Here is a 21,175-nt window from a genome sequence, read left to right as displayed (position 1 = left end):
CTTTTCTAATCTAGACTATCTTCTATGATCCTTATCTCCTCAGGTGTTAGATCGTATAATTCATAAATCAACCTGTCAATCTGTTTATCAGTTGCATCGATTTGACGTTGGATCATCTCTTTTTCATTTGGAGTTTTTGTGTTTGTTAGATTTTCATGTAATTTAAGGATTTTTTCTACTAAGATAACAACTTTATCATAAATAGTTACATCTTCAAGATTATCTAAATCAATCGCATGAATCGGTAATTTTTCTATATATTGTTTGTTATATGCATAATAACCCCCACGGAACTGGCTACTGTAGGATTTGAGATATTTATCAAGTAAATTTGAATTTAAAAGACCCAAAATATACATATAATCATTGATATTATCAGAGTTAAGTGTAATACCATATCCACCCCCACCACCTCCACCACTTCCAATGAAGTAGTAGAATTCACTTTTATCCAATGTGAATGATGCGGAACTTGCAATACTTGGAGTTAAAAGTTTTATCTGTTCCATTTCATTCATATTTTGTGTACGTCCAAATGCATACCACCGTTCATTTTTCCATTTACCCCTTTCTCTGGATTCAAGCTTATTACGATTGCTTAATAAATACTTCCAAGTGTTCGGATATTCCTTAGAGAACGGTTCTTTTTTTATTAGGGTTGCTTTTCCATTGACAAATTCATAAGGAAATAAAATTGATTTAGTTAAATTTGAAATATGATAACGACGAATATTTACAGAACCTTTACACAATGGATGTAAAAGATTATTTTCTAATTTATAGGACTTATTAGCAGCTTTAGAAAAATATACACCATTTTCTAAATTTTCTAATATAAAAACATTATCTGCACCAGTTATTAAGCCTTGGAATATCCTTTTTGATATATCACCCAGTTTAACTGGCATTTTACTTAATTTTTCAAATAATTCAGCACATTCTCCAACAATAAAATTCCATTCATTATCTGATACCTTTTTAAGACTAACTTTACCTTTAACACATTCTCCTAATCTACGCCATTTTTCTAAATCTTCTACTTTAACAAATTCAAACCTTTTATTGGGCTTTTTATCTAAAAATAATAAACAGGTATATGTTGAAGCATTGTTAAAAATCTGTAAATCTCCAAAGTGGACAATTTTATCCAAATAACCGCCTTCAGCAATTAGTCCTCTTAAAGATTCTCCATATTTTGCATTGAAAAACTTGTGGGGTAAGATAAATCCTAATCGTCCTTTTTCATTTAATAACTCAAGACCTCTTTCAACAAAAACAATATAAATATCATAGTTCCCTTTACTTGCTGAAACATAATTTTTCTTATAAAATTCAACTTCAATTGGAGCCCATTCTTTCATTGCTTGAATACGTATGTACGGTGGATTGCCTATAACTGCATCAAATTTAGTAGTTCCAAATTCTTTTTCCCAATCAAAAGGATTAATACGTTTAATATCACTTTCATCTAAGTCAGAATCTTCATAAATTTCATTTCCTATTAAAGAGTTTCCACATTTAATATTTCCATCTAAATCAGGCAGTGCTCTTTGTCCAAATTGACTTTGAACATCTATCACCTCTTTATGTTCATCTTCCAGAACTTTGAGTAATAAAGATAACTTTGTAACTTCTACCGCCTGCGGATCTAAATCAACACCATATATATTATTTAAAAGAATTCTTTTCTTTTCCTGTATAGTCAAATACCATTCATTATGTTTTCCAGGATAAATTCTAGAAGTTAGCTTTTTCTTATCCTTTTGTTTTATATAATATTCTAAATGCCAATCTAAAAGTGAATTATATGCCCCTAACAAAAATGATCCTGATCCACACGCAGGATCCAATATTTTTAATTTTGAAACTGTTTTAGGTGTTTTACCTTTACAAAGTTTTCTTACAGTATTTTCTACAATATAATCAACGATAAATTTAGGAGTATAATAAATTCCGCCTGCTTTTTTAACTTCAGGTTTTTCTTCAACCTTAGCTTGATGCGAAGGAGTTAATCTTATAACTTTTCCTAAAAACTGTTCATATACATGGCCTAATATTTCTGGAGGTATAACTGAAAATACATAAGGACTGTCAGGATAATATAAATTTGTAATTATTTTTTTCAAAACACCATCATCTATATTTAAATTAAGGGTTAATTTATCGGGATAGCTAGGTCGGCCTTTTTCTTCTTTAAAGTGAAATAATCCTGAATTGTATTTTTCGTCAGCCTTTTTACATAACTCACAAAAATTATTATAAATGTTTTTATTGTCCAAAAGATTTCTTATTCGTTCATATTTCTCTATCCCTCTATCCTCACAGTTCCTAAGAAATACAATCCTATCAATAATCTGTTGAACGGCGAAATTTAAATCATCAATACTTAATTCTTTATTTCTATTAGCTATATTCCTTGCTAAAAGTTCCCTCCACTCTTCCATTTCTTTTAGAAACTCATCATCAACACTAGTTGTTCCCCTCTTTTTTTTGTCGGTTTCAGCAAATTTATCGAACCATCCTTTCCTTACAGCTTCTTTAGAGAACCTTTCATAAATATAATCCCACTTCTCAACATAATCTGTGAATTTAAAATATTTGATCCTATATTTACTAGGACTATCACTCTTTTTGGGCTTAGATCTTGATTCATAAATAGAAAATTCTTCAAAATCAGTTAATATTGACACAGGAAGATCAGCACTCCAACCATATCTTCGCACTTGGAAAGCAGGTTCTCGATCTTTATTAATATTTATTGATGGTTTTTTAGCTTCAACAAAAAATTTACGTTGTCCTGCCATTGTGAAACAATAATCAGGAGCTTTTTTACTCCCTGAAACTTCAATGGAATCTTCAAAAATGACATCTCGATATTGGGGAGCTGCATCCTCTTCATTTTCCATATCCCAACCCAAAGCCTTGAAAAATGGATTTATAAACTCTTGTTTAAGCTGTTCCTCATTGTAACTAGGATTTTTATATCTTTCATGATTATCCTCAAATTTTTTAACCAATCTGATGATTTCTTTTGGTGCTTCTGGCATATTAAAAACAAACCCCCTTAAAATACCAATAAAAGATTTTTTTTTATAGGATTAACTTTAAAGATAAGCGTAATATAAATTTTATTTAACACATATAAATAAAAAGTTTTATGTAAAATTTGATGTTATTTAATTATTAAGGATTATGGGGGTTTTTAATGGTTGATAAAGACTTGCTTTTTGTGGGTGATGTTGCAAAGATAATTTACAACGAAGAAGCTGAAGATATTAAAATAGATTGGGATTTGGTTTTAGAAGCTTTTGAATTTAAAAATTTATTGGAAGAACATTATCATCTATTAAATAGCCAATTATATGATGAAGATGATTATTACCAGTCAATTAAAAATGTACTTAAAGATGCGTATTTAGAAAATCCAGATAATGCGAAAAAAATGATGAATCATATTTTAAAAAAGTATTTAGTAATTCAAGAGGAGTATCCAAATGAATATCCTGACTTAAAAGATTTTTTAAACGACAACAAATTTCCATCTGAAATTAGTCCTAAAGATAAAAATTCTACGAAAGAAAAAATTAAGGTGTTTATAGGTTATTCTAGTAAAGATAAGCTTGTTGCAGCCGAAATAAAAGAAATTCTTGCAAGTTTTGGAGTAGATTGTTTCATGGCCCATGACGATATCGGAATATCTGAAAAATGGAAAAAACGCATTCTGAGAGAACTCGCCAAAACAGATGTGTTTATCCCCATACTAAGCAAAAATTTCAAGGAGTCTGAATGGTGTTCTCAGGAAGTAGGTATCGCTTGTTTTAGAAATATTTGCTTTATACCCTTAAAACTGGATAAAGAAATCGAACCGTATGGTTTTATGAATCATCGGCAAGGAAAATTTATAAAAGAAAAGAATATTCCTTCAAATTATTTAATAACTCCCATAAAAAAAAATTTTCCTAGATTATATATTTTAGATAATTTAATTGAAAAATTAAAAACAGTACATGGATACCGTAATGCTGAAAAGTTAATGAGCGAATTACAACCTTTTTTCCATGAATTAAGCGTTGAAGAAGTAAATGTTGTGGTTATTCATTCTATTAATAATAATCAAATTTGGAATTCAGGTTTATGTAAAAGAGATTATCTACCTAAATTTATCAATATTAATAAGGATAAAATTGATGAAAAACTTCTTAAAAAATTAAAAGAAAAAATTAGAACTTAGTTTGTTTGAATTATTTTATTTTTTGTTCACGTATTTGACGAAGCCTTCTGGGTCTTCTTTTGCGAATTTCATTAGGTTGTCAACGGTTTCTTTTAGTCCGTCTGGTCTTTTTTAAGTTTTGGTATTTATTTTTTATTCACGAGATTGTGTGTTTAAGTTGATTTTTCAATCCTCATGATCAAAAAAAGTCTTTTATAGAAAGTTCATCTTCTATATTCATAGGCATAATATCATGACACCAAACAATAGTATGCGACGCAGTGCAAAGGGAATTGACGATATACTTTTACATGATGAAACCATTTTTAGAGATATGAATGTTTTTGACCAGGATTATATCCCAGAAAATTTTAGATACAGAGAATCTCAGATGGAAGCACTTGCTATCTGCATTAGACCTGCACTGAAGATGGGCAGACCCATCAATGCCGTGGTTCTGGGTTCTCCTGCCACTGGAAAAACTACTTCTGTGAAAAAAGTTTTTGAATTGGTGGAAAGAAGTTCTGATAGAGTAGTATGTGTCTATGTCAATTGTCAATTACACACCACCCGTTTTAACATCTTCTCACAGATTTATAACAAACTATTTGGTCACCTACCCCCTGAAACCGGGGTACCTTTTTCTAGAATTTACCAAAAGATAATGCAACACCTTGCAGACAATAAAAAGGCATTGGTTGTTGCGTTAGATGATGTTAACTACCTTTTCCACAGCAAAAATGCTAATAAAATATTTTATGATATCTTACGTGCCCAGGAAGTTTATCCTGGGATTAAAACAGGTATTTTTGCTATTTTATCTGATATTGAATTTCGCCATGCTTTGGATAAAAATGTGAACTCGGTTTTTATTCCACAAGAAATTGTTTTCAATCCTTATAGCCGCAGCGAAATAAAAAGTATATTAGACGGAAGAGTAAAAGCTGGATTTTATCCTAAAGTTATTTCTGAAGAGTTGATAGATGAAATAGCTGATGAAACCTTGTTAAATGGGGATTTAAGAGTTGGAATTGATCTGTTGAGAGTGAGTGCTAATTTAGCAGAGGCAGATGCATCAAAAAGTATAGAACAAAAACATGTGCAAGAAGCTTTGAAAAAATCAAGTTCTATAAATCTGATTGAAACCCTTAAATCATTATCAAAGAATGAAAGGGTTGTATTAAATAGTATAACATCTTTTTCAGGAGATAATTTAACTGCTGGTGAACTTTTTGAAGAATTTAGTGAAAAAACCAATGCTAGTTATTCTTCTTTTAACCGTGTTCTGAATAAATTAGAATTTTTAAGACTTATTGACACTAAATTCACTGGAAAAGGTTTCAAAGGAAAATCAAGAGTTATTATTCTGAGATTTGAAACTGGTGATATCCGAAAATTTATGGATGACCATTAAATCTGTATCTAGAAACTATGAAAATGTTTAAACAGTTATTAAGTATTAAATAGATGCAGGTATATTAGAATTTGGAGCAGCAGCCACACACAATATACTTATAATCAATACAGTTAGTATGAATATAACCAGGATACATGCAGTTAGGTTAACACTTTTTAGGTCAATTAGGCTTGTTTTTTTTCTTAAATCTGGAATTGAAGAATTTTTGTTTCTTAACATATATTTTTCCTCCCTTGTTATAACCCTAGTCAGCAGTTAATATAAAGAAAGAGATAGAGAGCGTGTGAAAAGTAATCCAAATGTCTAAGATAAAACACCAATTCAAGAAAAAAATATAATTACAGCTACAAAACAAAGATTAATTAAGAGTTTAAAAGAGGAATTTTTGTTGAAATTTGAAAATAATATATCACAAAAGCCAAAATTTGAATTTTTTGATGTAACTGCAGATGTGGGATTTAGAGCCTATGGTGAAAGTTTAGAGAGGGCTTTTGAAAATGCAGCTTTAGCTATGTTCAATGTTATCACCGATACCTCCAAAATTCAACCATCAATAAAGAAAGAAGTTAAAATAAAAGCTGAAGATGACTATGCTCTTCTTTTTGACTGGTTAACCGAACTTTTAGTATTTCATGACTCAGAATATCTAGTGTTTTCCAGATTTAAAGTGGAAATAGAAAAAAAAGAGAATGAATATCAATTAAAAGGCAAAATTTGGGGGGAAGAATTTAATTATGATATTCATGAAGCAAGAGATGAAGTAAAAGCAGTGACCTATCACATGATGGACATAAAAAAGAATCAAAATTACATTTTACAAGTGATACTCGACATATGAAATTCTAAAAACCATGATTTAATTTAAAAGTTTATTTTATTGAGAATTATTTTAAATTCTGTTCTCCTACTTCTACAAATCTTTTCAACTGTATGACTAACTTTATTATTTAAACACTTAAAACATGACTATTTATAAAATAAATATCTTAAAATATTTTGATTCAATTATAAGCAGCATCAAGTCCATTTTTTGTTATAAATTTTCATTTCTGTGGAAATTTTACTCACCATATTGTCAAGAAAAAGAGTGTTTTATAGAATTGTAATAACTTGTTTATGATTTATCGGCAGTAAATGGTAGTATTAACATCCATTATACCATTTAGAACCTAAATATTTATTTTAATTCCTGGTTTCATTTTATATGTGGCAAGAAGTTAATTGAATATGTTTTAGTATAATAATGAATTATAAATAGAAAAATAGACTAATATTAATATTAACCTTTTAATAAATTTCTGAATTTCAATGGAATTATCAAATTTATCAATCTTAAAAAAATTTTATTAAGAAATTTGATGGAATGATTATCATGAGTATGGAAGATAGCTTAAAAAAAGTTCGAGAGTGCGTATGGGAACTTCCAAGTAGTTATAAAGATTGTATGAGAGTACCAGGTAGAGTGTATCTGGATGACCAGGATATAAAGCTAGTGGAAAAAGGGGCTTTGGATCAAGTAGCAAACGTTGCCTGTTTACCTGGGATCCAAAAATTTTCCATAGGACTTCCCGATATCCACTTTGGATATGGATTTAGTATTGGAGGGGTAGCTGCCTTCAGTGGGCATAATGGAGTTATAAGTCCTGGAGGAGTAGGTTTTGACATAAACTGCGGGGTAAGATTCTTAAAAACAAATCTCACAGAAAAAGAAGTTAAACCTAAAATTAAAGAATTAATAGATACATTGTTCAAAAATGTACCATCAGGTGTAGGTAGCAAAGGAAAAATAAGACTACAGGATGGACAAATTGACGAAGTTTTAAATAATGGTGCCCAGTGGGCCGTGGAAAATGGATACGGCTGGGAAGAAGATCTCAGTTTCCTAGAAGAAAATGGTAAAATGGATGCAGCAGATTCTTCAAAAGTAAGTGAAAAAGCAAAAAAAAGGGGAATACCCCAATTAGGCTCTTTAGGATCTGGTAACCACTTTTTAGAAGTCCAAAAAGTTGATGAAATATTCGATAAAAAAACTGCAGATGTCTTTGGCGTTAAAGAGGGTGACATAACTGTGATGATACATACTGGTTCACGGGGATGTGGTCACCAGATCTGCTCGGACTACCTTAGAATAATGGATAAAGCGTATAAACGACATAAAGTAAATATCCCAGATCGACAATTAGCTTGTGCTCCCGTAGATTCAGAAGAAGCCCAGGATTATTTTAAAGCAATGTCGGCTGCGGCTAACTATGCCTGGGCTAATCGGCAGATGATTGTACACTGGGTTAGGGAGTCTTTCGAACAAATATTCAAAAAAAGCGCCGAAGAGATGGAAATGGGAATTATCTATGATGTTGCCCACAACATAGCAAAAAAAGAGGTTCACAATATCAAAGGTAGAGATTTAGAAGTGTATGTGCACAGAAAAGGAGCCACCAGGGCTTTTGGACCTGGAAGAGTGGAAATTCCCCAAGAATACAGAAAAGTTGGACAACCAGTACTTATACCTGGAACAATGGGAACAGCCTCTTACCTGCTTGCAGGGACTGATGTTGCTATGGAGGAAACTTTTGGTTCTACTGCCCATGGCGCAGGTCGAAAAATGAGTCGTGCTGGAGCAAAAAGAACATATCGTGGGGAAGAAGTTAAAAAAGCCCTTGAATCTCGAGGAATAGCTATAAAAGCCACTTCAATGCCGGTAGTGGCAGAAGAAGCACCTGGCGCATATAAAGATGTTGATAAGGTAGTACAAACTGCACACAAATCAGGCATATCCAAATTAGTAGGTAAAATGGTACCTCTTGGAGTGGCAAAAGGATAGAATCCATGAATCTATTTTAAATTAAATAATGAACAATTTATAATAAATTTACTTTAATTTGAGGTTTGATGTGATGATAGGAATAATTGGCGGCACAGGAATATATGAAATAGTTGAAATGGGAGAAATAATCGATAAAAAAGTTATTAAAACCCCTTATGGTGATTCTCCTGAAATATCCATTTTTAAATTGCATGACAAAGAAGTTGCTTTCATGCCCCGGCATGCCCAAGGTCATACCACCCCGCCACATATGATAAAATACCATACCAATATATGTGCCTTCAAAAGGTTGGGAGTTGACAGAATTTTATCCACCAATGCTGTGGGATCTTTAGATGAAGACATAAAGCCAGGAGATATTCTAATACCCCATGATTTTTTAGATTTTACAAAAACTAGGAAGAGTACTTTTTATGATTATAATACCGTGCATATTGATATTACAAATCCATATTGTCCCGAACTGCGAGATTTATTAATAAGTTCTGGAGATGTGATTGATAAAGGGGTTTACGTATGTACTGAAGGACCCCGTTTTGAAACTGCTGCTGAAGTCAAAATGTTTAAAAATCTGGGAGGGACTGTAGTGGGTATGACTGGTATTCCTGAGGCCATACTTGCAAGGGAACTGGAAATATGTTATGCCAGCATATGCACTATATCCAATTATGCTGCTTCTATTTCTCCGGATAAATTAACCATTGACGAAGTTTTTGAAATTTTAGAGAAAAAAGAGAAGGTTTTAATTCGATTAATATCTGAAACAATAGCTAAAATACCTGATGACAGGAATTGTCCCTGTAAAAATGCCCTGGAAGGAGCAAAAGTAGAAATTGATGTGGAAGACCTCTAAAAAATCCTCTTTCTTATCCCCACTGATGGCATCTAATTACTTGTAACTAAATAATTGAGTAAATTATAATCAAAAAACAGGGTTAATCATAAAAATAGGCTCAAAAACCATGCTAACCACCCTAAAGCACCTATAACATAGATTACATATACTGCCCACTTGATGCTTCTATTAACGAAAAATTTTTGAATTCTTTTCTTTTCTTTGATTGCTAGTATAATCACGGCTATGATAAAAATCCTTAGGCCCCATATGAAAACTGGAGACTGTATGGTTCTTTCCAAAGCAAGAAGTTCCTTTTCAAAAAATGGGCCAAATAAATAAACAAATAATATGAACCATCCCACAAGTGCAAGGATAAATGAAGCAATATATAACCGGGTTTTTAGATAACTTTTCCAATTGGTTATTCTATTTTTAGTGTTAGTCATTTAATTTCCTCTCATGAAAATTTGATTTTCTAGTTTTTTAAATATCAAAGTTCAAAAAGGTTGCATAAAGCATGGAATATGATTGAAGCATAGGTTTTACCTGTTTTAAGACGTAAATATCCTACAATCAGACCTAAAACCAGACCCGCCATCATTTTTAAGATCATGATAAAGCCTAAATTTGAATATCGGATTAATACATCGGCATAACCCAGTTGCCATACACTGAAAAGCAGTGTAACAGTCAAAAAGGTTAAACCATCTGGATTAATCATTCCTTTGGATTCACGTATCTTAGTCCAGATATAACCTCTGAATAATAGTTCTTCAAATACTGGAGCTATAATGGCATATATTAGCTGGAAAATAAGGATATAAAAATCCCATTTGAATATATATTGGCTTAATATGAGCGTGGGAATTAATGAAAATCCCATAATATAAAATATCCTACTTCTTAGCCGAATATCATCCCATCTAAGTCCAAGATCATTTAAAGATGGTTTAAAGTATAAAAGCAGGATTATACCTACGATTATAAAATCTAAACCTCTAAAAATCAGTACTAACGGTCCACTTGGTTGGACAGTTACAAATAAAAAGTTGAAAATGAATGCTCTTAAAACATGTATAACAACTAATACCAGTATAATTTTTAGAACTAGCTTTAAAAAGTTATTTCTGTCTTTAACTGTGCCAAATACGTTCATATTTTATTCCTCACTTATATTAATCCCCTTGATAGATGAAAATATCCTCAATTTGTATTTTAAAGAATTTTGCTATTTTAAAAGCCAGAACCAGTGAAGGATCATATTTTTCCTTTTCTATGGCAATTATAGTTTGTCTGGTTACTCCAAGCTCTTTTGCAAGCTCTTCTTGAGTTATGTCACTCATGGCCCGATATACTTTAAGTTTATTATTCATAGAAATCAATAACCATATTTTTTGTTATAATATCCATAGAATACATAATACAAGGCTAGAAGACCAACAGCAGCATATGAAAGAGTATAACCTGCCTGTGTAAAATCAGGATACTCATTTCTTAGAGTGATAAGGATTAATCCAATAATGGCTATGGCTATGGAAAATAGTACCATAGCCATTCTGGAGGCTTTTTCACTTATTTTAACTATTCTTTCATCTTCTAAAGTTTCATGAGTACGTTTTTTATAAATATATGATATCATAGCACCAATAACTATGGCTAGGATTGCTGGAAGGAGGGTTCCTTGGATAACAGATAGTGCTGCTACTATTCCAACAAACATAGCAATAATCATTCTTAAGATCTTAAAATTTTCCATTTTATCACCTTTATAGTTATCTTAATGGACTTCATTATCTGCAGCTCTTTTAATCCATATCTCTTCATTTTTTGGTTTAAATCAATATTTCCTACTGTAATATGCTCTTGAGGCAAAATAAAGTATAAAACAGGAAAATGCTACTACAAAAAGGATATAACCCGCCTGTAGAAATTGAGGATAATTATTTCTTAAAGCAACTATAATTATCCCTGCATAGATTACAACTGCTATAAGGATCCCTAAAGTCATGGTAGCAGCTTTTTCGTTAATCAATTGGGTTCTCTCATCTTCTATAATAACAGTGCTGTCGCCTTGGAAGATTTCTTTTAAATTGTCTCTATGGACGTATAAAACAATGCCTAATGCCATTAAAAGTACAATTGCCAGTACAATGATGTAAATATTTGCTAACAGTAGCCCTGCAAACCATAATGCTGATATAAATACAGATAATATTTTTATAAATAGACCAGATTCAAAAATTGAGAGTATTTTCATAATTGTTCCGGATTGCAAGCTCATAATATTTCACCTTTACTTGATTTTCCAATATTTTCTTTTAACTTCACAAAAATTCTTTTTAATTGAATAATTATATTTATATGATTATTTTTCATTTTAGCATATTCTCCTTTTTAGATAATCTCCATAAAGCCATATATGAGGCAAAAATTGTCATAAGTAGCTGTAAAAATGGAGATATAAATATCATGAGTATAATCCACCCCATAAAGCTAATTTTAGGGTCGAAAAGAATCAATGGCATTCCGAAATTCACGAAATTTGCAGTTGGATTCAAAAGCAGTGTACTTGCTGGTCCCCATATAATCAACATTAATACAAATGTAAAAACTGATGTAAAAAATGCATATTTTAAAATATCGCTTAAAATATCGCTTAGATTTCTTTCAAAAAGTGTCAACCGCTTTGCAAGGTACCATCCAACGGGAAATCCAAATAATATACAGAAAAATGGAACACCCATTCCCATTCCAACAAATAATGTATCTAAAATTATATAAAATGCAAAAGCTGCTTTGATATTTATTTTAAAAATGTTGTTCATCCAATCATCCCATGTAAATAGTACTTTACATAATGTTATATAAACTTTACTATATGTAACATAAACATTACTATGTGCTGATCTTAACTTCTCATAATATATCTTGTTTCAGCATCTAAACAATCAGATAAAACCTGATTAAGCAGAATGAGTCTTATAAGTCTAAAATTAATTTTATTAATGAATAAATGAACCATCCCAACATAAAATCAATGAAAAAAATAGTAAAATCTAAAAATTAGTTTATTATACAGAAAAATAGTAAAAAATAAATAAGAGGGTTTTATAACCCTGCTCTTTCAACTATCGTGTCGGCAACATCTTTAGCGGATTTAAAAGGGAAATCATCTGGTGTAAGTACTTTACCAGCATCACCTGCTTTTAGTTCGACATCTCCAGCTTTACATGTGGTTTCTGCTCCATCTGGAAATGCTGCTAGAAGTGCCTCTGGTGTTTCTATAGGAAAATTAACACCGGCCAGTGCCCCTACAATCTGTGCATGTATTTCTTCTTTGACTCCCATTATTTCATCTCCTTTGATTTTTTAACTACATCTTAAAATATACCCAGTTATAAATATATATTAAACCGTCATTAAAATGTACTAAGTATATTTTTATATACTAAAATGACCTTCCAAGTCAAAATACAAACCTTTAATATTTCTCCTACCATAATCCTATTATGGAAAATATGAATGAAACGAAAAATTCAGAAATGTGTGATGTTAAAGCAAAATTAGAAACAATACATAATGATATTAAACGTCTGACTGAAAAATCCAATCAAGAATATCTGGATAATTTACTATCTGATTTCAAAAAGGATTTTTTAAATTCAATCTCAAATTATGTTGTTGAAGACCTTGAAAAAAATCTAGAAAGAGGAATGTTAGATCCCTGCCATATGAGAGATACTTGTAAATCAAGATTTCAAAAGTTTTTAACAGAAAATGCAGAACTTATAAAGTGCGATTCTGTCCCCAAAGAAAAAATTGAAGAAAAAAAATCTGAATTAAACGAAATTAGAAATAGTGCTCCGTTTGACAAATGCGAAATTTGTTTTTCTGAGGTTGATTCTCTCTTTAACAAACAATTAAGTCTTATAAATTCACTCCATATCTACAATGACCATGAAGAAAAAAAATCTGAAATATCTAAAATAAATGAAGAATTCATAGCCAAAAATGTACTCGAACCTTTATCAAACAAACAGAGGTTGCAAATAATTAAATCATTGTCTTCTAAAACCCGAACATTTTCTGCTCTTTCAGAATTAACAGGGCTTCGTGGTGGTAATTTACTATTTCACCTGCAAAAACTGCTTGAAAGTGGTATCATTCTACAGAGGCATGAGCGGGGGGATTATATGATCACACAAAAAGGATTCAGTCTATTATTACTACTTGCTGATTGTCAAAAATTCATAGAAAATGAGAAATAATTCTATTTACATTACAACCTGATTAATATGAGTATAACAAATATATAACAAAGATTTTAATTAATTTCGAGTCATTAAAAGTAATTAAAGGTTATTTCATAACTTCGCGTAATGTAAATCATAGCCATATCTAAAAAATTTAAAAAGATTAAAATCATTCATTGATATATTATGGAAAATAAAGTGCAGGAGGTATAATTTTATGAAAAAAGTTCTTTTAATATGTGGCAGTCCACGACCAAATGGAAACACTGCCCAGGTACTGGAAGAATGTGCCAAATCCATTGAAAACCAAAGTTTAGAAACTGAAATCTTATCCCTTAGAGGTAAAAAAATACAATCATGTATTGCATGTGGTAAATGCGCCGAACTTCACCGATGTTCTTTAGAAGATGGATTAAACGAGATAATAGAAAAGATCAGAGAATCAGAAGGTTTCATAATTGGGGCTCCGGTTTACTTTGGTACTGCGCGTGGAGATGTCATGTCCCTCCTGCAGAGAGTGGGTATGGTATCCCGTGCATCTGACCAATTTTTATCCTGGAAAGTAGGTGGTCCTATAGCTGTGGCAAGAAGAGGAGGTCAAACCGCCACTATACAGGAAATGTTGATGTTCTTCTTTATAAATGAGATGATCGTCCCCGGATCCACTTACTGGAACATGGTATTTGGATTGGCACCAGGAGAAGTTCAAGAGGATTCTGAAGGTCTAGAAACAATCAGAAGATTTGGGAAAAATGTGGCCAAGTTAATAAACAAATTAAATGAATAAAAATAAATGAATTTTTTATTTTTGGGTGGACAAATGAGTAAAGAAGAGCTTTACAAGAAATTTGCTAAATACTATGATAAAATCTATTCAAAAAAGGATTACATAGGAGAATGCCAGTTTATAGAATGGGCCGTGGCCCAACATAAGACCCGTGCTGGTAAAAAATTACTGGATGTTGCCTGTGGAACCGGTGCACATGCAGATCTCCTAAAAAAGAATTTTTCTATTCTGGGTGTGGATATAAGTTCAGATATGTTGGATATCGCCCGAGAAAAAGTTCCAGATGTTGAATTTAAAGAAGGTGATATGAAAAAATTGGATTTAAAAGGCAAATTTGATGTTATAACCTGTCTTTTCAGTGCCATGAACTATAATACCAGTTTAAAAGAATATGAACTAACTCTGAAAAATTTTTATGAACATCTCCATCCAGGGGGAGTTTTAATATTTGATCTAGGAATTAACCATGAAAACTGGATGGAAGGAATGATTTCTGTAGATACTGTAGTAGAAGATAATCTAAAACTTGCCAGGATCTGCCAATCACATCTGGAAGGAAATATATTTAATGCAGACTTTGTTTTTCTGGTTAAAGAAAATGAAAAGCTTGATTTTGATATTGACCGTCACATAATTGGTGTATTTAAAACCAGCGAAATATTTGAATTAATGAAAAAAGTCGGATTTTACGTAGCAGTATATGGAGAATTCACCCACAAAAAATGGGAAAAAGGTTCCATGGAAAGACCTGTGTTCGTTGGTTTAAAACAATAAAATAATAAATTGAAACAGAAATTATAAACTATATTGTAAAGTGATTGAAATGAGAATAGCAGTTGCCAGGACAGATAGGGATGAGGTCGCTCATTTTGGACGAGCTCAAATCTTTTCAATCTATGATTTTGATGAAAAGAGTTATGAAATAACTTTTTTGGAAGATAGAAAAACTAATATCAACCCTGAAATCAAACATCAATGGTCATTATCTTTAGAGTTGATAAACGATTGTGATTTAGTTATATGTGCTCAGTTAGGGATTAATGCTAAATTTGGTTTGGAAAAAGCAGATATTAAAGTTGTCCAGGATGAAGGAACTGTTTTGGATGTTTTAGGAAACTATGTTAAACATTATAAGTTTATGAATAAACCTCTTTTTGGAGATAAATAAGTCTTAAATTAAGTTTTATGCTTTTGTCATAGAATTAAGCAATAATTTAATTAGTTTAATTTAATCACCCCGGTTCAGATCCTTAAAAAATTCCGCCATGTTGATATGATCAACATCCTTAAATAGAAGATTAACAATAAAACAAATATCTGTTTAACAGGGCGGCAAAAGATTCCAAAACTATTTTATTATATTTTAAATTAAAATTTATTTAAATGATTTAATTGTATTTTGAAAATCTGGTTTATGTTTAAACAATTGATTTAGTGAAAAAATCAGTTCTTCAATACATTTATAAATCATGAATGAGATGTATAATAAAAGATTTTAAACTTATAAGTTAATAGAAAATAAATACTGGCAACTTATTAGTAAATATTTATTGAATAAAGATTTTTTAGTATTTTAATTAACTATCTAAAAAGTTCTTTTTATAAATAATCACGAATTTAAGGTGATAATATGGCTAAAGCTAGACGTAGAAGAGTAAGAGATACGTGGAAAGAAAAGAAATGGTACACGATAACAACTCCTAAATCATTTGGAGAATCAGAAATAGGAATAACTCCTGCAAGAGATCCAGAAATACTTAAAAAAAGGAGTGTGGAAGCATCACTAAGAGAGCTTACTGGTGATTTTAGTAAACAGTATGTAAAGCTCTCATTTCAGATTAGCGAAGTGGCTGGAGACACAGCAACCACTAAATATGTAGGACATCAAGTAACCACTGATTACGTTAGAAGTATGATAAGACGAGGGTCCAGTAGAATTGACGCCCTTACAACTATAAATACCAAAGAAGGCTACAAGATGAAGGTGCATGTTCTGGCTATAACCACCAGAAGAGCTAAATCTTCACAGCAAAAATTCATGAGAGAGACTATTGAAAGCCTAATAAAAGAAATTGCTGCTGAAAAAACCTTTGAAGAGTTTGTAGAAGCTGTAGTTACAGGGAAAATTGCATCTGAAATCTACCATGTTGCAAAGAAGATATACCCCCTAAAACGGGTTGAAATCATAAAGACTCGGGTTATGGAAGAACCAAAATAATTCTGGGACCTACATGATTATCTGGGAATATGTGATCCTATGTGTAATCATAGGGGCATTAACTTATTACAGAGGAGCCCTTGACTTTTTAGGGTCTCTATTCATGGTTATCATGGGTCTTATTATTATAGTAACCGCCGGTTTTAACTGGCTTTTATTAATTTTTCTTTTTTTGATTTTAGGAATGTTATTTACCAGATATAAACACCAGTACAAGAAAGAAATAGGGGTTTATGAAGGTAAAAGAACTGCGAAAAATGTTATATCTAATGGTATTGTAGCTTTTGTTATGGCATCTTTCGGTAACTACGCAGGTTTTATTGGTGCGGTTGCAACTGCAACTGCAGACACACTTGCCAGCGAAATTGGTGTAGCTAAAACACCTCGTCTTATTACAAACCTCAAAAAGGTATCTCCCGGGACGGATGGAGGTATTTCTATTTTAGGAACTGCTGCTGGAATATTAGGAGCAGGTATTATAGGAATTGCAGCATATTTGCTCCATATATTCCCAGATCCGTTTGTAACTCTTAAAATATCAATAATCGCAGGCACTGTAGGCTGTTTTATGGATAGTATCCTTGGTGCTGTGCTGGAAAGAAGAAACTATCTCAACAATGAACATGTTAACCTATTAGCAACTTTAACCGGCGCTTTTTTAGGAATATTGATTGCTTAAAATTTTATAAAAAAGGTTATTAATATCTGATGGAGATTAAATATAAACCAGCGTGATTTAGGTGATAGTGTGAAAGGAATAATAATGATAATAGATGGAATGGCTGACCGGCCCATAAATGAGCTTGGAAATAAAACACCACTTGAATTTGCTAAAACACCAAACATGAATGAATTGGCAAGAAAAGGAATAAATGGAATAATGGACCCCATAAAGCCAGGTATAAGACCTGGGAGTGATACAGCACATATTTCTATTCTTGGATACGATCCTTACACAGTTTATACTGGTCGTGGGCCTTTTGAAGCTGCAGGAGTAGGATTAGATGTTCATGCAGGAGATATTGCTTTTCGATGCAATTTTTCCACAGTCAGTGATGAGGGAATTATCACCGATAGAAGAGCAGGTCGGATAAGAGATGGGACGGATAAAATATCCCAGAGCATTAATTCCATTAAATTAAACGGTTTTGAAGACATAAATATCATTTTTAAGGAATCTACCGGGCACAGGGCAGTTTTAGTACTTCGAGGAGAAGGATTATCTGATAAAGTTTCAGCTGCTGATCCAAAACATGACGGCAAGCCCCCAAAAAAGGTTAAACCTCTTGATAATACCAAAAGCGCAGCTAAAACCGCGGAAATATTAAACAAACTGGTTGAAGAATCGTATAATTTACTAAAAGAACATCCCATCAATCTAGAACGAATAAAAAATGGTGAAAACCCTGCAAATATAATACTCCCCCGGGGTGCAGGTGCTGTTCCAGATGTCCCTCCCTTCAATGAAAAATACGGTTTAAAATCTGCTTGTATAGCAGAAACCGGTTTAATTAAAGGTATTGGAAAATTAACTGGCATGGATTTAATTGATGTTGAAGGAGCAACTGGTGGTATTGACACTAATCTCCCCAATATAACCGAAAGTATTATTGATACTGCTCAAAGCGATTATGACTTCATCTTAATCAATATTGATGGTGCAGATGAAGCTGGACATGACGGTAATCTTGATGAAAAAGTCAAGTTTATTGAAAAAGTGGATGAAGTAATTGGAAAAATAAAGGAACTGAATAATTTATACTTCATCTTAACTGCAGATCATTCCACCCCAATTTCTGTAATGGACCACACTGGAGATCCGGTTCCCATCATAATTTCCGGGCCAGAAGTAAGAGTAGATGATGTAGAAATCTTTAGTGAAAGATCAGCTGCACATGGCGGACTATGCAGGATTAGGGGTAGCGACATTATGAATATTCTAACGGATCTCATGAATAAATCAGAGAAATTTGGTGCATAATCATGGATGATGACATTCCGAAACTTTTTGGTACCTCTGGTATACGTGGAAAAGTGGATGAAAAAATAACTCCAGAACTTGCTATGGACGTAGGAAAAGCTTTGGCTACTTATATTGGTGGAAAAAATCGTAATATTGTTATAGGCTACGATACTAGAGTTTCAAGTGAAATGCTCGAAAACTCAATAATTTCAGGTATATTAAGGTGCGGGTGTAATGTTTTAAAAGTAGGGATGGTGCCTACTCCGGTAGTAGGATACGCTACCATGAAACTCCAGGCTGACGCAGGAATAATGATCACTGCCTCTCACAACACTGCAGAATATAATGGAATAAAACTATGGAATAACAGTGGTATGGCTTACACACAGGAACAGGAAAGAGCCATAGAAAGAATAATTCACAATAATGAGTTTAAAGAGGAAACCTGGGAACATATAGGTAAAATAAAGGATATAAAATATATTATATCCTACTATATGGACGAACTGCTTAAAAGGGTAAAAATCAAACATCATATAAAGGTGGTTGTAGACTGTGGTAACGGTGCCGGCTCATTGATATCTCCCATCCTATTTCGAAAAGCAGGGTGCGACGTCATAGCTCTCAACTGTCAACCTGACGGTTTTTTCCCCGGTAGGAACCCAGAACCAAACGAAGAAAATTTGCAAGAGCTTATGAAGGTAGTTAAAGCAACTAAAGCTGATTTAGGTATCGCTCATGATGGTGATGCTGATAGAATGATTGCTGTGGATGACAAAGGGAATATAGCTGATTTTGACAAGACTTTAGCTTTAGTTTCCAGTATGATCGGAGGTAAAGTTGTAACCACTGTAGATGCTTCAGTTTGTGTAGAAGAATGTGTGAAAAATGTTGGTGGAGAAGTTTTACTAACTAAAGTAGGTGATGTTCACGTTGCAGAAGCTATAGCAGATCATGATGCTTCATTTGGGGGAGAACCATCAGGTACATGGTTACATCCTGATTTCTGTATGTGTCCTGACGGTATATTGTCTGGTTTAAAACTTGCGGAAATAGTTACTGAACATGGATCACTGTTTAAACTCCTAGAAGACATCCCCAGTTACCCTACAATACGTGATAAAATAATCTGTGATAATATAGATAAAGAGAGGATTATGGAAAGTGTAAGAGAAGAGCTTCACCATAACTTTAATGAAGTGGCTGATGTGAATTATATTGATGGTGTTCGAATCACTATGACCGATGGAAGTTGGGTGTTGGTAAGACCATCAGGTACAGAGTCATATATTCGGATCACCTTAGAAGCCAAAACTCCTGAGATGGCTTCTGAGATTCGAAATATTTCTACAGAATTTATAAGAGGTATGTTATGAAGGCCGTCATAATTACAGCGGGTGAAGGCACAAGGATGCGACCATTAACCTTGAATCGCCCCAAAACCATGCTGCCTGTTGGGGGCAAACCAATATTACAACACAATGTAGAAGCACTACATAAGGCAGGTGTCTCTGAAATAACCATGGTGGTAGGCTATAAAAAAGAAGTTATAATGAATTATTTTGGTGACGGGTCTCTATTCGGAGTAAATATCGGATATGTGGAACAAAAAGAAAGATTGGGAACAGCACATGCCATTGGAAAAACTCGTGACCTAATTAATGACGATTTTGTAGTCTTAAATGGAGATATATTAGTAGATCCGCAACTTATTGTTAATTTAATAGAAAAATATAATTCTAAAAAGTATGCAAAAGCAGTTTTAGTTTTAACTGAAGTTGAAGACCCTACTTTATACGGCGTGGTTGAGATAGACGAGGATGAAATAAAAAAAATCGTTGAAAAGCCCAGTCTAGAGGAAGCCCCCAGTAATCTAATAAATGCCGGCATATATCTTTTTGATACGGATATATTTGATGCCATAGATAAAACAGAGAAATCTGAAAGAAATGAATACGAAATAACTGATTCTATCACTTACTACATTAATAAGGGTTTGGTGGTTTTAGGACTCCAATCTGAAAGAAGATGGATAGATATTGGAAGGCCCTGGGAACTTTTAGAAGTTAACGAAGAACTTATAAAGGACGTTAAAGGGAAAATTGATGGTAGAATTGAAAAAGGAGTGACTATCGAAGGTCCTGTGGTTATTGGGAAGGAAAGTATAATTAGATCAGGTTCATATATACAGGGACCAGTTTTCATCGGCGATGGGTGTGATATTGGTCCTAACTGTTATTTAAGAAAATATTCCAGCATCGGCCATAACGTGAGAATTGGTAATGCTGTTGAAATAAAAAATTCAATTATCATGAATAATACTAATGTGAATCATCTCTCCTATGTTGGGGATTCGGTTATTGGAGAAAATTGTAATATTGCAGCAGGTACAAATATAGCCAATCTCCGTTTTGATGATGAAAATGTGCAAATAGAGGTTAAAGGCAAAAAAATTGATAGTGACAGACGTAAAATGGGAGTAATATTTGCAGACGGCGTGAAAACCGGTATTAATACCAGTTTCAATCCTGGAGTAAAGGTAGGTGAGGGAGCCGCCATAAGTGCGGGGGCTATAATTCACAAAGATATACCCTCAAAAATGCTTGTTTTAGTTAAACAAAACCATGAAATCATCAAAATTAACAATTACAAAAAGGAAAAATAA

Annotated in this window: 22 protein-coding genes; 14 read left to right on the top strand and 8 right to left on the bottom strand. The window is 32.6% G+C overall.

Annotation, left to right across the window (positions count from 1 at the left end; genetic code table 11):
• Positions 1-5: 5 nt before the first annotated feature.
• Positions 6-3,047 (bottom strand): restriction endonuclease subunit M, encoded by a 3,042-nt coding sequence (locus CIT01_06640; protein AXV37894.1) that lies wholly within the window; start codon positions 3,045-3,047, stop codon positions 6-8.
• Between the two features lie 158 nt (positions 3,048-3,205).
• Here CIT01_06640 and CIT01_06635 point away from each other — a divergent pair, with 158 nt between their 5' ends.
• The 5 genes from CIT01_06635 to mtnP all read left to right on the top strand — a co-directional run bounded on the left by CIT01_06635 (position 3,206) and on the right by mtnP (position 9,304).
• Positions 3,206-4,231: a hypothetical protein gene (locus tag CIT01_06635; protein ID AXV37893.1), complete on the top strand. Its 1,026-nt coding sequence runs from the start codon at positions 3,206-3,208 to the stop codon at positions 4,229-4,231.
• Positions 4,232-4,481: 250 nt separating this feature from the next.
• Positions 4,482-5,624, top strand: a complete 1,143-nt coding sequence (locus CIT01_06630; GenBank protein AXV38750.1) for an AAA family ATPase — start codon at positions 4,482-4,484, stop codon at positions 5,622-5,624.
• A gap of 391 nt (positions 5,625-6,015) precedes the next feature.
• Entirely contained in the window at positions 6,016-6,465 is a 450-nt protein-coding gene (locus CIT01_06625) for an archease (protein ID AXV37892.1), read from the top strand.
• Positions 6,466-6,999: 534 nt separating this feature from the next.
• Complete coding sequence (locus CIT01_06620; protein ID AXV37891.1) at positions 7,000-8,448, top strand: RNA-splicing ligase RtcB; 1,449 nt, start codon at positions 7,000-7,002, stop codon at positions 8,446-8,448.
• Positions 8,449-8,521: 73 nt separating this feature from the next.
• Positions 8,522-9,304, top strand: coding sequence for an S-methyl-5'-thioadenosine phosphorylase (mtnP, locus tag CIT01_06615; protein AXV37890.1), 783 nt, complete (start codon positions 8,522-8,524; stop codon positions 9,302-9,304).
• A gap of 86 nt (positions 9,305-9,390) precedes the next feature.
• Here the strand turns inward: mtnP and CIT01_06610 are convergent, their stop codons facing one another.
• The 7 genes from CIT01_06610 to CIT01_06580 all read right to left on the bottom strand — a co-directional run bounded on the left by CIT01_06610 (position 9,391) and on the right by CIT01_06580 (position 12,637).
• Positions 9,391-9,735 carry a hypothetical protein gene (locus tag CIT01_06610; GenBank protein AXV37889.1) on the bottom strand — a complete coding sequence of 115 codons (345 nt, stop codon included), beginning with the start codon at positions 9,733-9,735 and terminating at the stop codon, positions 9,391-9,393.
• A 44-nt stretch (positions 9,736-9,779) separates the two neighbouring features.
• A complete protein-coding gene (locus tag CIT01_06605; GenBank protein AXV37888.1) occupies positions 9,780-10,445 on the bottom strand; it encodes a CPBP family intramembrane metalloprotease in 666 nt (221 codons plus the stop codon).
• Between the two features lie 19 nt (positions 10,446-10,464).
• Positions 10,465-10,662 (bottom strand): transcriptional regulator, encoded by a 198-nt coding sequence (locus tag CIT01_06600; protein ID AXV37887.1) that lies wholly within the window; start codon positions 10,660-10,662, stop codon positions 10,465-10,467.
• A 5-nt stretch (positions 10,663-10,667) separates the two neighbouring features.
• Complete coding sequence (locus CIT01_06595) at positions 10,668-11,045, bottom strand: hypothetical protein (protein AXV37886.1); 378 nt, start codon at positions 11,043-11,045, stop codon at positions 10,668-10,670.
• Between the two features lie 81 nt (positions 11,046-11,126).
• The gene (locus tag CIT01_06590) at positions 11,127-11,570 is read right to left on the bottom strand and encodes a hypothetical protein (protein ID AXV37885.1); all 444 of its coding nucleotides are present in this window, start codon (positions 11,568-11,570) and stop codon (positions 11,127-11,129) included.
• 91 nt (positions 11,571-11,661) lie between these two features.
• Entirely contained in the window at positions 11,662-12,114 is a 453-nt protein-coding gene (locus CIT01_06585; protein ID AXV37884.1) for a hypothetical protein, read from the bottom strand.
• 283 nt (positions 12,115-12,397) lie between these two features.
• A complete protein-coding gene (locus tag CIT01_06580) occupies positions 12,398-12,637 on the bottom strand; it encodes a hypothetical protein (protein AXV37883.1) in 240 nt (79 codons plus the stop codon).
• A gap of 161 nt (positions 12,638-12,798) precedes the next feature.
• Here CIT01_06580 and CIT01_06575 point away from each other — a divergent pair, with 161 nt between their 5' ends.
• From CIT01_06575 to CIT01_06535, 9 genes are all read left to right on the top strand, one after another.
• Positions 12,799-13,557, top strand: a complete 759-nt coding sequence (locus CIT01_06575) for a transcriptional regulator (protein ID AXV37882.1) — start codon at positions 12,799-12,801, stop codon at positions 13,555-13,557.
• A 202-nt stretch (positions 13,558-13,759) separates the two neighbouring features.
• On the top strand, positions 13,760-14,329 hold the full coding sequence (locus tag CIT01_06570) for an FMN reductase (GenBank protein AXV37881.1): 570 nt from the start codon (positions 13,760-13,762) through the stop codon (positions 14,327-14,329).
• Positions 14,330-14,362: 33 nt separating this feature from the next.
• On the top strand, positions 14,363-15,103 hold the full coding sequence (locus CIT01_06565; protein AXV37880.1) for a methyltransferase type 12: 741 nt from the start codon (positions 14,363-14,365) through the stop codon (positions 15,101-15,103).
• Between the two features lie 49 nt (positions 15,104-15,152).
• Positions 15,153-15,497, top strand: a complete 345-nt coding sequence (locus CIT01_06560) for a hypothetical protein (protein ID AXV37879.1) — start codon at positions 15,153-15,155, stop codon at positions 15,495-15,497.
• A 462-nt stretch (positions 15,498-15,959) separates the two neighbouring features.
• A complete protein-coding gene (locus CIT01_06555) occupies positions 15,960-16,547 on the top strand; it encodes a 30S ribosomal protein S3ae (protein AXV37878.1) in 588 nt (195 codons plus the stop codon).
• A gap of 13 nt (positions 16,548-16,560) precedes the next feature.
• Positions 16,561-17,226 carry a TIGR00297 family protein gene (locus tag CIT01_06550; GenBank protein ID AXV37877.1) on the top strand — a complete coding sequence of 222 codons (666 nt, stop codon included), beginning with the start codon at positions 16,561-16,563 and terminating at the stop codon, positions 17,224-17,226.
• A 69-nt stretch (positions 17,227-17,295) separates the two neighbouring features.
• Positions 17,296-18,528 (top strand): phosphoglycerate mutase, encoded by a 1,233-nt coding sequence (locus tag CIT01_06545; GenBank protein AXV37876.1) that lies wholly within the window; start codon positions 17,296-17,298, stop codon positions 18,526-18,528.
• A 2-nt stretch (positions 18,529-18,530) separates the two neighbouring features.
• Complete coding sequence (gene glmM, locus CIT01_06540; GenBank protein AXV37875.1) at positions 18,531-19,886, top strand: phosphoglucosamine mutase; 1,356 nt, start codon at positions 18,531-18,533, stop codon at positions 19,884-19,886.
• Positions 19,883-21,175: a glucose-1-phosphate thymidylyltransferase gene (locus tag CIT01_06535; GenBank protein ID AXV37874.1), complete on the top strand. Its 1,293-nt coding sequence runs from the start codon at positions 19,883-19,885 to the stop codon at positions 21,173-21,175. The genes glmM and CIT01_06535 overlap by 4 nt, the downstream gene beginning before the upstream one ends.

The sequence above is a fragment of the Methanobacterium sp. BRmetb2 genome (assembly GCA_003491285.1).
Taxonomy (GTDB): Archaea; Methanobacteriota; Methanobacteria; order Methanobacteriales; family Methanobacteriaceae; genus UBA117.
The sequence above is the reverse complement of the archived record's forward strand: the minus strand, read 5'-3'. Positions and strand labels throughout refer to the sequence as shown.

What these genes read in the sequence shown, in the direction of transcription:
- glmM (AXV37875.1), top strand. Translation starts at nt 18,531, where the DNA reads ATGGATGATGACATTCCGAAACTTTTTGGTACCTCTGGTATACGTGGA.
- CIT01_06560 (AXV37879.1), top strand. Translation starts at nt 15,153, where the DNA reads ATGAGAATAGCAGTTGCCAGGACAGATAGGGATGAGGTCGCTCATTTT.
- CIT01_06550 (AXV37877.1), top strand. Translation starts at nt 16,561, where the DNA reads ATGATTATCTGGGAATATGTGATCCTATGTGTAATCATAGGGGCATTA.
- CIT01_06635 (AXV37893.1), top strand. Translation starts at nt 3,206, where the DNA reads ATGGTTGATAAAGACTTGCTTTTTGTGGGTGATGTTGCAAAGATAATT.
- CIT01_06620 (AXV37891.1), top strand. Translation starts at nt 7,000, where the DNA reads ATGAGTATGGAAGATAGCTTAAAAAAAGTTCGAGAGTGCGTATGGGAA.
- CIT01_06640 (AXV37894.1), bottom strand. Translation starts at nt 3,047, where the DNA reads ATGCCAGAAGCACCAAAAGAAATCATCAGATTGGTTAAAAAATTTGAG.
- CIT01_06595 (AXV37886.1), bottom strand. Translation starts at nt 11,045, where the DNA reads ATGGAAAATTTTAAGATCTTAAGAATGATTATTGCTATGTTTGTTGGA.
- CIT01_06590 (AXV37885.1), bottom strand. Translation starts at nt 11,570, where the DNA reads ATGAGCTTGCAATCCGGAACAATTATGAAAATACTCTCAATTTTTGAA.
- CIT01_06570 (AXV37881.1), top strand. Translation starts at nt 13,760, where the DNA reads ATGAAAAAAGTTCTTTTAATATGTGGCAGTCCACGACCAAATGGAAAC.
- mtnP (AXV37890.1), top strand. Translation starts at nt 8,522, where the DNA reads ATGATAGGAATAATTGGCGGCACAGGAATATATGAAATAGTTGAAATG.
- CIT01_06630 (AXV38750.1), top strand. Translation starts at nt 4,482, where the DNA reads ATGCGACGCAGTGCAAAGGGAATTGACGATATACTTTTACATGATGAA.
- CIT01_06565 (AXV37880.1), top strand. Translation starts at nt 14,363, where the DNA reads ATGAGTAAAGAAGAGCTTTACAAGAAATTTGCTAAATACTATGATAAA.
- CIT01_06555 (AXV37878.1), top strand. Translation starts at nt 15,960, where the DNA reads ATGGCTAAAGCTAGACGTAGAAGAGTAAGAGATACGTGGAAAGAAAAG.
- CIT01_06575 (AXV37882.1), top strand. Translation starts at nt 12,799, where the DNA reads ATGGAAAATATGAATGAAACGAAAAATTCAGAAATGTGTGATGTTAAA.
- CIT01_06610 (AXV37889.1), bottom strand. Translation starts at nt 9,735, where the DNA reads ATGACTAACACTAAAAATAGAATAACCAATTGGAAAAGTTATCTAAAA.
- CIT01_06585 (AXV37884.1), bottom strand. Translation starts at nt 12,114, where the DNA reads ATGAACAACATTTTTAAAATAAATATCAAAGCAGCTTTTGCATTTTAT.
- CIT01_06600 (AXV37887.1), bottom strand. Translation starts at nt 10,662, where the DNA reads ATGAATAATAAACTTAAAGTATATCGGGCCATGAGTGACATAACTCAA.
- CIT01_06580 (AXV37883.1), bottom strand. Translation starts at nt 12,637, where the DNA reads ATGGGAGTCAAAGAAGAAATACATGCACAGATTGTAGGGGCACTGGCC.
- CIT01_06605 (AXV37888.1), bottom strand. Translation starts at nt 10,445, where the DNA reads ATGAACGTATTTGGCACAGTTAAAGACAGAAATAACTTTTTAAAGCTA.
- CIT01_06535 (AXV37874.1), top strand. Translation starts at nt 19,883, where the DNA reads ATGAAGGCCGTCATAATTACAGCGGGTGAAGGCACAAGGATGCGACCA.